This window comes from Flavobacterium sp. RSP49 (assembly GCF_003968735.1).
Lineage (GTDB): Bacteria > Bacteroidota > Bacteroidia > Flavobacteriales > Flavobacteriaceae > Flavobacterium.
The window spans coordinates 21514-34600 of sequence record NZ_RYDN01000014.1 but is presented as its reverse complement, the minus strand read 5'-3'; the positions used below and the strand labels follow the sequence as shown (position 1 = coordinate 34600).

The 13087-nt window shown below is 37.5% G+C and carries 8 protein-coding genes and 1 tRNA gene; 5 read left to right on the top strand and 4 right to left on the bottom strand.

The genetic code is table 11. From position 1 onward, the window contains the following. Window positions 1–39: 39 nt before the first annotated feature. From EKM02_RS08830 to leuC, 3 genes are all read right to left on the bottom strand, one after another. Complete coding sequence (locus EKM02_RS08830) at window positions 40–1620, bottom strand: alpha-isopropylmalate synthase regulatory domain-containing protein (protein WP_234423168.1); 1581 nt, start codon at window positions 1618–1620, stop codon at window positions 40–42. 129 nt (window positions 1621–1749) lie between these two features. After that, window positions 1750–2346 carry a 3-isopropylmalate dehydratase small subunit gene (gene leuD / locus EKM02_RS08825; RefSeq protein ID WP_126454293.1) on the bottom strand — a complete coding sequence of 199 codons (597 nt, stop codon included), beginning with the start codon at window positions 2344–2346 and terminating at the stop codon, window positions 1750–1752. A 180-nt stretch (window positions 2347–2526) separates the two neighbouring features. Next, window positions 2527–3921: a 3-isopropylmalate dehydratase large subunit gene (gene leuC / locus EKM02_RS08820; RefSeq protein ID WP_126454291.1), complete on the bottom strand. Its 1395-nt coding sequence runs from the start codon at window positions 3919–3921 to the stop codon at window positions 2527–2529. A gap of 640 nt (window positions 3922–4561) precedes the next feature. On the opposite strand from leuC, the gene dnaE reads away from it, so the two are divergent. From dnaE to EKM02_RS08795, 5 genes are all read left to right on the top strand, one after another. Continuing rightward, entirely contained in the window at window positions 4562–9097 is a 4536-nt protein-coding gene (gene dnaE / locus EKM02_RS08815; RefSeq protein ID WP_126454289.1) for a DNA polymerase III subunit alpha, read from the top strand. A gap of 177 nt (window positions 9098–9274) precedes the next feature. After that, window positions 9275–10138: an outer membrane beta-barrel protein gene (locus tag EKM02_RS08810; protein WP_126454287.1), complete on the top strand. Its 864-nt coding sequence runs from the start codon at window positions 9275–9277 to the stop codon at window positions 10136–10138. 352 nt (window positions 10139–10490) lie between these two features. Then, the gene (gene trxA, locus EKM02_RS08805) at window positions 10491–10808 is read left to right on the top strand and encodes a thioredoxin (RefSeq protein ID WP_126454285.1); all 318 of its coding nucleotides are present in this window, start codon (window positions 10491–10493) and stop codon (window positions 10806–10808) included. A 163-nt stretch (window positions 10809–10971) separates the two neighbouring features. Next, the gene (locus tag EKM02_RS08800) at window positions 10972–11898 is read left to right on the top strand and encodes a DUF58 domain-containing protein (RefSeq protein ID WP_126454283.1); all 927 of its coding nucleotides are present in this window, start codon (window positions 10972–10974) and stop codon (window positions 11896–11898) included. 86 nt (window positions 11899–11984) lie between these two features. Beyond that, window positions 11985–12058: transfer RNA gene (locus EKM02_RS08795), tRNA-Asp, on the top strand. 218 nt (window positions 12059–12276) lie between these two features. Here the strand turns inward: EKM02_RS08795 and EKM02_RS08790 are convergent. After that, window positions 12277–12777 (bottom strand): DUF456 domain-containing protein, encoded by a 501-nt coding sequence (locus EKM02_RS08790; RefSeq protein WP_126454281.1) that lies wholly within the window; start codon window positions 12775–12777, stop codon window positions 12277–12279. Window positions 12778–13087: the final 310 nt, after the last annotated feature.

Here is a 13087-nt window from a genome sequence, read left to right as displayed (position 1 = left end):
AAGGATTGGGTTTGTTGTTTGTGTTGTATTTCTTTAATTTTATTTCAAATTTTCAAGCTCCAATTTCGGCTTGGCTCCCTCGTCTTCGTAGAGGGCTGGGGCTGGGATTACGTTCAGCATTTTTTGGGTTGCTATAATTGCGGCAACTGTTTGGTCAGAGTCCAGCCCTCTGGTTTTGAATTCTTTTTCATTATTTGTCCAGGTGATTATGGTTTCGCATAAGGCGTCAGAACTGCTTCCTGGTGGAATTCGTACGGCATAATCAATCAGTTTTGGCAATTCTAAGTTTTTGCTTTTATATATTTTTGCCAATGCATTCATGAAAGCATCAAATTGTCCGTCTCCTTGTGCATGCTCTTCAATGATTTCACCATCTATTTTTAAAGATAAAGTAGTCGATGGACGCATGCCTTTTGCATGAGATAATATATAGGACTCAACAACAATTTTTTCCTGATAGGTTTGGCTGTCCAAAACATCAGAGATAATATAGGGTAAGTCTTCTTTAGTAACGGTTTCTTTTTTATCTCCTAATTCAATGATTCTTTGGGTAACTAACTTTAAATCCTCGGGGTTTAATTGAAGGCCTAATTCTTGAAGATTTTTCTCGATATTGGCTTTTCCAGAGGTTTTACCAAGGGCATACTTTCTTTTTCTGCCAAAACGCTCCGGTAGTAAATCGTTAAAATACAGGTTGTTTTTATTGTCACCATCGGCATGAATACCAGCAGTTTGTGTAAATACATTGTCGCCCACAATAGGTTTGTTTGCAGGGATTCTGTATCCGGTAAACGTTTCTACTAATTTGCTAACAGAATATAACGAAGATTCTTTTACGCCAATTTCTATTTCGGGTAAGAAATCATTGATTACCGCAACAGTGCTTTCAAGGGGTGCATTTCCAGCCCGTTCTCCCATCCCGTTAACAGTTACATGAAGCCCTTGAATACCAGCTTTTACGGCTTCCATTACATTGGCGATACTTAAATCGTAGTCGTTGTGAGCATGAAAATCAAAATGAGTATCAGGGTATTTCGTTATAATTTTTGCAATAAATTCAAAAGTTTCAGAAGGGATTAAAACCCCTAAAGTGTCCGGTAATAAGATTCTTTTGACCGGTTGTTTAGTTAGAAAGTCTAAATATTGAAATACATATTCAGGGGAATTACGCATTCCGTTACTCCAGTCTTCCAGATATACATTAGTTTCAATATTATTTTCCTGAGCTAAGGCTATGGCTTGCGCAATTTCAGAAAAATGTTGTTCGGGTGTTTTTTTTAACTGGTGGGTTAAGTGGTTGAGCGATCCTTTGGTTAGTAAGTTCTGAACTTTAGCTCCGGTATTTTTCATCCATTCAATAGAAAGTCCCCCGTCTACAAAAGTTAAAACTTCAATTCGGCTGCTGTATCCCTTTGTTTCGGCCCAAGCCATAATTCCTTTCACTCCTTGAAATTCACCCTCGCTTACACGAGCCGAAGCAACTTCGATTCGGTCAATATGAAGCTCTTCCAGTAATAATTGTGCAATGGTTAATTTTTCTGCAGCAGAAAAGGATACTCCGGAGGTTTGTTCACCATCACGAAGCGTCGTATCCATTATTTCAATTTTTCTTTTTTTCATTATAGATGGGATTCGATTTCGATTTCATGAATCAGAAATCGGGATATCTTGTTTTTATCAAAAACTAAAAACAGTTGCTTCGGGGAGAACCCAAAGAAAATCTTTAGCCAATACCTTTTCGGATTATGTTTAGTAAGGAAGTTGATTGGCAAATTCCACCACTTCTGATTTTATATTTTGCAAATAATCAATATCATCAAAACCATTGATCATATTGTCTTTTTTATAACCCGAAATATCAAAAAATTCTTTTTCGCCAGTTGCTTTAATGGTAATGGTTTGTTCTGGAAGATTAATTTCTAGTTCCGTTTTTGGATCTTCTTCGATAGTTTTAAATATTTTTTCTGCAAATCCAGCACTAACCTGAACTGGTAAGACACCAACATTCAGGCAGTTATTTCTAAAAATATCAGCAAAAAAACTAGAAACCACACATCTAAAACCATAATCGTAAACCGCCCAAGCAGCGTGTTCTCTTGAGGAACCCGAACCAAAATTTCTGCCTCCAATAAGAATTTTTCCGCTGTAGATTGGATTATTCAGTACAAAGTCAGCTTTCGGAGTTCCGTCATTATTGTATCTCCAGTCACGGAAAAGGTTGTCGCCAAAACCAACACGTTCGGTTGCTTTTAGAAATCGAGCAGGAATAATTTGATCCGTATCTACATTTTCGATAGAAAGCGGAACTGCGCTACTGGTAAGAATATTAAATTTATCGTAAGCCATTTGATTTTTGATTTTTGATTAACGATTTTAGATTTTTGATTTCCTGTTTTGAAAATAAATCTTTAATCGCTACTGTTTTTATTTTTTTACTATTTTAATCTTGATTTTAAAAATTCAAATTGGATTTTGACACTAACGAAATCTGCAATCAAAAATCGTTAATCTTCAATCTGAATTCTTTTAAAGAAGTTCTCTAGGATCTGTCAAAACTCCAGTTACAGCGGCAGCAGCAGCCATAAACGGACTTGCTAACAACGTTCTCGAGCCAGGTCCTTGACGTCCTTCAAAGTTTCTGTTGGAAGTACTTACCGCATATTTTCCGGCAGGAACTTTGTCGTCATTCATTGCTAAACAAGCGGAACATCCTGGCTGACGCAAAACAAAACCAGCTTGGGTTAATACCTCAAGAATTCCTTCTTCTTTAATTTGTGCTTCTACGACATGTGATCCTGGAACCAGCCAAGCGGTAACATTATCCGCTTTTTGGCGTCCTTTTACAATGGAGGCAAAAGCTCTGAAATCTTCAATTCGACCATTGGTACAACTTCCTAAGAAAACATAATCAATTTGTTTTCCAATCATGGCTTCTCCTTGATGAAATCCCATGTATCCTAAAGATTTTGCATATGTTTCTTCTCCTTCGGCAACGTCTTTTGAGTTTGGAATGCTTTTAGAAATTCCCAATCCCATTCCTGGGTTTGTTCCGTAGGTAATCATAGGTTCAATATCCGATGCTTCAAAGTTGATTTCTTCATCAAATTTGGCATCAGTATCTGTTTTCAATGTTTTCCAATAAGCTACTGCTTTATTCCAATCATCCCCTTTTGGAGAATACAAACGTCCTTCTAAATAATCAAAAGTAGTTTGGTCCGGAGCGATCATTCCGCCACGAGCACCCATTTCGATACTTAAATTACAAACGGTCATACGGCCTTCCATGGTCATGTTTTCAAAAACTTCACCTGCATATTCCACAAAATAGCCGGTAGCCCCTGAAGTCGATAATTTAGATATAATATAAAGTGCCACATCTTTGGGAGTAACCCCAAATTGAAGATTACCGGCAACATTAATGCGCATTTTTTTAGGTTTAGGTTGCATAATGCATTGGGTAGAAAGTACCATCTCAACCTCAGACGTCCCAATTCCGAAAGCGATGGCGCCAAAAGCTCCGTGAGTTGATGTATGTGAATCACCACAAACAATGGTTGCTCCGGGTAAGGTAATTCCGTTTTCAGGACCCACCACATGAACAATTCCATTTTTTTGATTTCCTAAACCCCAATGGCTAATGCCGTATTCAGCAGCGTTTTCTTCTAATGCTTTGAGTTGATTGGCAGACAATGCGTCTTCAACCGGTAAATGTTGATTTATAGTTGGTGTGTTGTGATCTGCAGTAGCAAAAGTGCGCTCTGGGTATAATACTGAAATGCCTCGTTCTTTTAAACCTAAAAAAGCTACAGGACTAGTAACTTCATGGATGAAATGACGGTCAATAAAAAATACGTCTGGTCCGTCTTTAATTTTGCGCACCACGTGCGAATCCCATACTTTGTCAAATAATGTAGTACTCATTTTAATATGTTTTAATGTGTTTTGTTTATAGCCCAAAAGGCTACGATGATAACAATAAAGACAAAGCTAAAAAAACAATCAAGGCTTTACGTATCAATATTCCATTATATACGATACCCAAAATCCCATTCGGATATTTCTTTGTTGATTTTTGTCTTTTTACTTTTTTTTTGTACGGTAGTTTTTTATTTAGATCTAATAAAAAATCAATTTGTTGAGTTTTTTGATGTTTGTTGAATCGTTAAATTAGGCTTCTTAAATGCAGTTATATTTACGAATATTTAATTAAATGGTATGAAAAGCAACTTTTTTTTAATTTTAAATTCACTAATTCACTTTTGTGACAGTTGTTTTTCAAAATGGTTTTCGTAGTAAACAACATTTTTTTTTAGCGGTATTTCATTGTTTTTTTTTGATGAAATACTACGACATCCAAAAAAGCAATATGTCGTCTTTTTATCTTTTAATACGATGCAATCAAGTTGATTTGTTGTAAGTGATTGTAGTTTTAATAGGAGAATAGCCTTGGAAAATAATTTTGTTTTTTGTTGATAATTTACTTCTATTCTACTCTAAAAAAACTAAATTTGAAATTCATTTTTCGCGATTTTTTAAAATCACAAACTCTTCAAATCCAGCTATGTACTTAATATTCGATACCGAAACCACAGGATTACCAAAACGTTGGGGCGCACCCATTTCAGATACGGATAACTGGCCACGATGTATTCAAATCGCGTGGCAGTTGCACGACGATATGGGTAAACTGATTGAGCATCAGGATTATTTGATCAAGCCCGAAGGGTTTAATATTCCGTTTGATGCCGAACGAATTCACGGTATTTCTACAGAATTGGCGGAAGCCGATGGGATTTCGTTGGCAGAAGTGCTAGAAAAGTTCAATGCTGTTTTAGGCAAAGCTAAATTTATAGTGGGTCAGAATTTAGGTTTTGATATCAATATTATGGGGTGCGAATTTTACAGAATGGGAGTGGAGAGCCAAATGAGCTTGATGCCAATTCTGGATACTTGTACAGAAGTTACGGCTTCGTTATTAAAATTACCAGGTGGCCGTGGCGGTAAATTTAAACTGCCTACGCTAACGGAATTGCATTCGTATCTTTTTAATAAACCTTTCGGTGAAGCGCACAACGCCACTGCCGATGTGGAGGCAACTACGCGTTGTTTCTTAGAGTTAGTTCGTCGTGATGTTTTTACAAAAGAGGAACTCGACGTTCCGGGCAGTTATTTTCAAGATTTTCAAAGCAAGAATCCAAGTGAGATTAAACTCATAGGTTTAAAACATATTAATCTAAAGGAAGCGTCCGATAAAATTCGTCAGCAGTTTGGCGAAAAACAAGCGCCGACAGTTTCGAAAGCAGAACTTTCAGAGAATAAAAAAGTACTTATTGATGCGCCTTTCGTGCATTTGCATAATCATACGCAGTTTTCGGTATTGCAATCGACGATCAGTATTGCAGCATTGGTAAAAGCGGCGGCACAACAAAAAATGCCGGCAGTTGCCATGACCGATCATGCGAATTTGATGGGTGCTTTTCATTTTGTCCGCGATATTTTATACCATAATAAAGTGGCTGAAGCCAAGAATAAAGAGGCGATTGAAAACGGGGATGAACCTACTGAAGTTCCGATGAAACCTATTGTAGGTTGCGAATTTTTTGTGTGTGAGGACCATAAAAATAAAAAAATTAAAGACAATGGTTACCAGATAGTACTTTTGGCTAAGACCAAAAAAGGGTACCATAATTTGGCTAAAATGTCTTCTATCGCGTATACCGAAGGATTTTATTATGTGCCAAGAATTGACAGGAAAGTCATTCAGCAATTCAAAGAAGATATTATTGTTTTGTCTGGAAATCTTTATGGTGAAATCCCAAATAAGATTTTGAATCTTGGTGAAAACCAAGCCGAGGAAGCCTTAGTCTGGTGGAAAAATGAATTTCAGGAAGATTTTTATATTGAGGTGATGCGTCACAATCAGGAAGATGAAAATCGGGTGAATGCGTCTTTGATTTCATTGGCCAGAAAGCATGATGTCAAGATTATAGCGACAAACAATACCTTTTATATAGATAAGGAAAATTCGAATGCGCACGATATTTTGCTTTGTGTGCGTGATGGCGAAAAACAAACCACGCCTATTGGTCGCGGTCGCGGGTATCGGTACGGATTGCCCAATCAGGAATATTATTTCAAGTCGGGAGACGAAATGAAACAACTTTTTGCAAATTTGCCCGAAGCAATTTCAAATATTTCGGAGATTGTGGATAAAATTGAAATTTTCGATTTGGCACGGGAAGTTTTATTGCCAAAATTTGAAATTCCGGTTGAATTTAATAATCCGGAAGATGCTGTTGATGGTGGGGTGCGAGGAGAGAATGCGTATTTGAGGCACCTTACTTTTGAAGGAGCAACAAGACGATATCCCGTAATGACCGAAGAAATTCAAGAACGACTTGATTTTGAATTGTTGACGATATCTAATTCAGGATATCCAGGATATTTCCTGATTGTGCAGGATTTAATTGCTGAGGCGAGAAGCATGGGTGTTTCTGTAGGGCCGGGAAGGGGTTCTGCGGCGGGATCGGTGGTGGCGTATTGTTTGAAGATTACCAATATTGACCCCTTGATGTACAACCTGCTTTTTGAGCGTTTCCTGAATCCGGATCGGGTGTCTTTGCCCGATATTGATATCGATTTTGATGATGAAGGACGCAGTAGCGTAATGGATTATGTGATCCGTAAATACGGTTCGAAACAGGTGGCGCAAATTATCACGTATGGTAAAATGGCTACCAAATCAGCGATTCGAGATACCGCTCGTGTGTTGGATTTACCTTTGTTTGAAGCCGATAAAATAGCCAAATTGATTCCGGGAATGATGCCTTCTAAGTGGAATTTAGCTCGTTTTTTAAATGAAAAGGACGATGTAATTAAGAAGGCCGTTCGTCCCGAAGAGTATGATAAAATAAAGGAATTAATAGGACTTGCTAATGAAGATGATTTGGGCGGAGAAACCATTCAGCAAGCCAAAGTTTTAGAAGGGAATCTTAGAAATACAGGAATTCACGCCTGTGGTGTCATTATTACGCCAAGTGATATTACTGATTTTGTTCCTGTAGCAACCGCCAAAGATTCGGATTTGTATGTGACCCAGTTTGATAACTCGGTGGTGGAAAGTGCCGGTTTGTTAAAGATGGACTTTTTGGGTTTGAAAACCCTTACTCTGATAAAAGATACGGTTAAATTGGTAAAATACAGAACTGGAATTGACCTGAACCCGGATGAGTTTCCTATTGATGATTTGAAAACCTACGAGCTTTTCCAGCGTGGAGAAACTGTAGGAATTTTTCAATATGAGAGTCCGGGAATGCAAAAATACATGAAGGAATTAAAGCCTACAGTATTTCCCGATTTGATTGCCATGAATGCCTTGTATCGTCCGGGGCCAATTGCCTATATTCCAAGTTTCGTCAAGCGAAAAAACGGTGAAGAGGAAATTATTTATGACCTTGACGCCTGCGAAGAATTACTAAAAGACACCTACGGAATTACCGTTTACCAAGAACAAGTAATGCTTTTGTCCCAGAAACTAGCGGATTTCTCAAAGGGGGATGCGGATGTTTTGCGTAAAGCGATGGGAAAAAAACAAAAGGACGTTTTGGATAAAATGAAACCTAAATTTATCAGTCAGGCTGCGGCCAAAGGGCATCCTGAAGATAAACTGGAGAAAATCTGGAAAGACTGGGAAGCCTTTGCAGAATATGCGTTTAATAAATCACACTCGACTTGTTATGCCTGGATTGCCTACCAAACGGCATTTTTGAAGGCGAATTATCCGGCTGAATATATGGCTGCGGTTTTGTCCAATAACATGAGTGATATCAAGCAAGTTTCTTTCTTTATGGAAGAATGCAAACGCATGGGATTACAGGTTTTAGGACCGGATGTGAATGAATCGTTTTATAAATTTACGGTAAACGATGATTATGCGGTTCGGTTTGGGATGGGAGCTGTAAAAGGTGTAGGTTCTGGCGCTGTGACTACGATTGTGGAAAATAGAAAAGACGGAAAATACAAATCTATTTTTGATTTGACCAAACGAATTGATTTGCGTGCGGCCAATAAAAAAGCATTGGAGAATCTGGTTTTGGCGGGTGGTTTCGATTCGTTTTTAGGAACTACGAGAGCACAATATTTTCATGATGATGGCGATGGAATTACCTTTTACGAAAAAGCAATTCGGTACGGTGCTAAATTTCAGGAAAATGAAAATTCAGCTCAAGTAAGTTTGTTTGGCGAAAGTAGTGATGTGCAAATTGAAGAACCTGTTGTTCCGCCTTGTGAGGATTGGAGCACAATGGAAAAATTAGCCAAAGAAAAGGAAGTGGTGGGGATTTATATTTCTGGGCATCCGCTGGACGATTACAAATTTGAAATGAAATATTTTTGCAATGCCAAGTTAGAAGCACTCAAGAACATGGAATTGCATGTCAGTAAAAATCTGACTTTTGGGGGGATTATCAATAATGTACAACATCGTGTTGCCAAAAACGGAAAAGGCTGGGGCATATTTACATTAGAAGGGTACGATGAAAGTTATGAGTTCCGGATTTTTGGGGAGGAGTATTTGAAGTTTCGCCATTTCCTGATTCAGAATAATTTTACGTTTATGAAAGTAATGGTCAAGGAAGGCTGGACGGATCGGGATACTGGAAAAAAAGGAGATCCAAGATTGCAATTTGTGCTGGTGCAATACCTGCAGGATGTCCTGACTACATTTGCTAAAAAGCTAATTTTACTATTGAATATTAATGATCTAGAGGCGGAATTTATCCATAAGTTAAATCATATTTTTCAAGAAAACAAAGGCGATAATACTGTAGCTTTTGAAATTATGGAGTTGGAAAAAATAAAGCGATTAGTAGAAAATGTGGTGGTACTTCCGGAAAATGAAGAAGCCGTTTTTGTAGACGAAAATGAGGAAACCGATTCTCTAGAATCAGGAAATTCCGAAATTAGTACGGCAACTGAAGTAGAAGAAATAAAAGTAGTGACTAAACTGACCATGCCAAGCAGAAAATTGAAAGTGAAAATTTCAAATGAATTGTTGGTTGAACTGGAAAAAATGCAAATTAATTTTAAGTTAAACTGATTTTTTAACAGTTAAATTTAATTTTTTTTAGTGTTGTTTTTGTTAAAATTATGCGCGCACAGTAAAAATTTAGCTTGGCGTTTGACAGAACTGTTGTTTGCGCTTTTTACGGCCTAAAAAGCCCGGAATCGTTGGGTAAATTTACATTATGTTTGTGTGAATTAAACAACAATAATCATGAAAAAGAATTTATTTTTATTTGGATTTATGTTTTGTTCTATGATTGTGATAGGGCAAACGGAAAAAAAGGAAAGTTGGTATTTTAAATTAGGAGGATCCTATTTTCTTCAGACAGCCGCAACTGAATTCCCCACTGTTGGAGGTCAGTCTGCACTTAGTACAGTTTATGTAGGAGGCGATTTAGTTTCAGAGGAGAGTGTTACCGGATCTTTTGGAGAGGGTTTCCGCACATCTGGTAGTGTTGGATACCGTTTTACGGATCGTTTGGGTCTGGAAATGGGAATCAATTATTATAATAGTACGGATAAAACAATGGTCAAAAGAGTAGATGATGGCGCCACGACACTGCGATCCGTTGGACAAATTACTGCTTTTGATTTAGCTCCTGCAATTGTGTTTTTTCTGGGAGAAGTAAAAGGATTCGAAACCTACTCTAAAGTTGGGGTAATTGTGCCTGTTCACGGGGATTTGACGATTGAAACAAATGCCGTTGCTGGCGCTGGTGTAAATGTATTTAGCAAGGATGTCATCAAGCCAAATCCTACAGTAGGTTTTCAAGCGGCGTTAGGGACTTCGTATAAGTTGGCCAAAAACCTTTCGGCTTTTGCAGAATTGGAATACCGTAACTTTACTGTTCATGGAAAAGATAAAGAAACAACGGAATTTACGGTAAATGGATTAGATCGATTGAATACGCGTACAACAGCTCAGATACATTCGAATTATTCAGACCGTTTAGACAGTAACTCTAATAACGCGCAATTTAATACTGTGGATACTTCCAGACCTACGGATGAGTTGAGTTCTTATGTTGGAATCAGTGGATTGGGATTAACACTTGGAGTAAAATACAGTTTATAAACACAAAAAGTTAGATTTTTTAAAAAGGCTGTCTGAGGTGACGGCCTTTTTTTAGGAATAAATATTTTGGTTTTCAGGAAACCCCTAGCCCTGATGGGAGCGGCATCTCCCGATTTAGAAAAACAAGGCTTTTTTAGCCGTAGTTTTTGTTAATTGGGAATACAGCGTACAGCAGGAAATAGCTCCAAATAAGTAATAAATGGAGGTACACTGAATGTGTTGAATAAGAATTGGCAATGTATTAATAGGTAAAACTAATTCAGGAATAGTGTTTGATTAGTTTTTAATTTCTAAATTTGTATTCTAGTTTTGAATTTTAAAAATTCAAACGATAAACTTTAAATAAAATAGTATGGCATTAGCAATAACAGACGCGAATTTTGAAGAATTAGTTTTGAAATCTGACAAACCGGTAATGGTGGACTTTTGGGCTGCTTGGTGTGGACCTTGTAGAATGGTAGGACCAATCATTGATGAATTGAGTACGGAATACGAAGGAAAAGTAGTTATAGGAAAAGTAGATGTGGATGCAAATCAAGAATTTGCTGCCAAATACGGAGTAAGAAATATACCAACTGTTTTGGTTTTTCACAACGGAGAAGTAGTAGGAAAGCAAGTAGGAGTTGCTCCAAAGCAAACCTACGCGGATAGTTTAGACGCATTGTTGTAATCAGTAGATTATGATTTATATAGGATCTGTACTGGATTCAGAGAAAAGGTTTGGCGAGAGTCAAGCCTTTTTTTTGTTTAAGCTGAATTTATTTCAGTTCCTAAATTGAGTTTCTGTAATAGTTTAATTTTTAAATCGTTCAATCTTTTAATATATTTGGGATATGAAGATCGAATCGCAAATAGAGAAAATTTCTAGTTTCCAGCATCTGGAATTGCTGGCGCATCAAGTGGTGGAAGGATTTATTTCTGGAATGCATAAAAGTCCGTTTCATGGATTTTCGGCTGAATTTGCGGAGCATAAAGTGTATAACGAAGGCGAAAGTACCAAACATATTGATTGGAAGTTGTTTGCCAAAACGGAACGCTTGTACGTCAAGCGATTTGAAGAAGAGACAAATTTGCGGTGTCATATTATCATTGATAATTCCTCATCGATGCATTATCCGAAATTGAAAGAGAATCAGAATTTTTTTGAGAATAAGATTGGTTTTTCAGTTTTGGCTTCGGCAGTATTAATGAATCTCTTGAAGAAGCAACGTGATGCTGTGGGACTAAGTGTGTTTTCGGACAGTTATGAGTACTACGCGCCTGAAAAAGGCAGTGATCGCCACCATCGAATGATTTTGAATGCGCTTGAAGGACTTTTAGAGAAATCTGCGACTACTAAAAGTACGGATACAATTACTTTCTTGCATCAAATAGCCGAGAAAATCCACCGCCGTTCGATGATTATTGTATTTACCGATATGTTTCAATCCGGTAATGAAAAGGCGCTGTTTGATGCCTTACAACATTTGAAACACAACAAGCATAAGGTGGTTTTGTTTCATGTTGTTGACAATAAAACAGAGCTTAATTTTGACTTTGATAACGCCCCGCGAAAGTTTATTGATATAGAAACAGGAGAGGAAGTAGCAGTTTTTGCCGATAATGTGAAGGAGGAATATGAAAAACAAGTAGAAATGTACTTCAAGAAGTTGGCTTTAACGTGCTCTCAAAACCGAATAAAGTACATTCCGGTGAGTGTGAATGAAAGTTTTGAAAAAATAGTACTGACGTACTTGGTTGAAAAACAAAACTTTGGGTGATAGTACGGTTTTTTATCAATTATTTTTTCAAAAAACACTTGCGTAAACGGAAATCTATTGTATCTTTGCCACCGCAATAACGCAGAGGTTTGGTAGTTCAGTTGGTTAGAATACATGCCTGTCACGCATGGGGTCGCGGGTTCGAGTCCCGTCCAGACCGCAATATTGGGGAAAGCCTTTCGTAACAGAAAGGCTTTTTTGCCCCTAAAAGGTTTTTAACGTTAGTTGTGTTGTTTGCTGCGAATTTGTAACTCGTAGCGGGTTTAGTAGTTAGACCAATGAAAAGCTTTCCACTTTGTGGATAGCTTTTTTGATTTAAATGTAGCAGGTTTGGTAGTTCAGTGGGTTAGCATACATGCCTTTCATTTCGTATTTCCCTTAAAACAACTCAGATTTATAATTCCAGACAATCCACACAAACAAACCTAAATACATCACGCAAACCACAAATTTCATAAAGCTGGATGCCAGAAACCCTATAAAGGAACCTGTAGCCGCTCTCAAAGCTCGACTATGGTCTTTAAAATCATAAATAAGTTCACCTATCAACGCACCAACAAAAGGGCCGATAATGAATCCAAAAGGGACAGGAGCAAGAATCCCCACGATCAATCCGATGTTAGTGCCCCAAATACCATAGGAGCTTCCGCCAAATCGCTTAGTTCCCTTTGCCGGAATCACGTAATCTAAAACCGATAGGATCACGGTGATCAATAAAGTAATTCCTAAAATCCAATAATTTACTGGAACAGCATTTGTGAAATACAGTAATGCCAATCCAACCCAACTGATGCCAGGTCCGGGCAGAACCGGTAAAAAACTACCAAAAACGCCTAAAATCATACACATAAAACCAAGAACCAAAAGCAGTACATCCATGAATTTATTTTTACTAATTTTGAACACTCAAAAGTATTGAATTTTTATTTGAAAGAGTTTGATGCGCTTTTTTTGATTTTTTCGATAAAAAATCAGACCCAAACTCAGTATTGAATTAGGAGGAATTTTATAAATATACAATCCAAACTGCTGTTCTTTCAGATCGATTGGTGGCTTCGTATCCCGATCAAAAAGAAATTGCCGCTGCGATCAAAAAGAAATGGTTTGCTGAAAACTACGAAGATTATTTGCTTTCGAAAGCATCTCAAAAAAAATAATTGTATTTTTATAGAATATTAGTCCAATTCAA

Excerpts from the sequence above, each read along its gene's own strand:
- EKM02_RS08830 (WP_234423168.1), bottom strand. The coding sequence starts at position 1,620 with ATGAAAAAAAGAAAAATTGAAATAATGGATACGACGCTTCGTGATGGT.
- leuD (WP_126454293.1), bottom strand. The coding sequence starts at position 2,346 with ATGGCTTACGATAAATTTAATATTCTTACCAGTAGCGCAGTTCCGCTT.
- leuC (WP_126454291.1), bottom strand. The coding sequence starts at position 3,921 with ATGAGTACTACATTATTTGACAAAGTATGGGATTCGCACGTGGTGCGC.
- dnaE (WP_126454289.1), top strand. The coding sequence starts at position 4,562 with ATGTACTTAATATTCGATACCGAAACCACAGGATTACCAAAACGTTGG.
- EKM02_RS08810 (WP_126454287.1), top strand. The coding sequence starts at position 9,275 with ATGAAAAAGAATTTATTTTTATTTGGATTTATGTTTTGTTCTATGATT.
- trxA (WP_126454285.1), top strand. The coding sequence starts at position 10,491 with ATGGCATTAGCAATAACAGACGCGAATTTTGAAGAATTAGTTTTGAAA.
- EKM02_RS08800 (WP_126454283.1), top strand. The coding sequence starts at position 10,972 with ATGAAGATCGAATCGCAAATAGAGAAAATTTCTAGTTTCCAGCATCTG.
- EKM02_RS08790 (WP_126454281.1), bottom strand. The coding sequence starts at position 12,777 with ATGGATGTACTGCTTTTGGTTCTTGGTTTTATGTGTATGATTTTAGGC.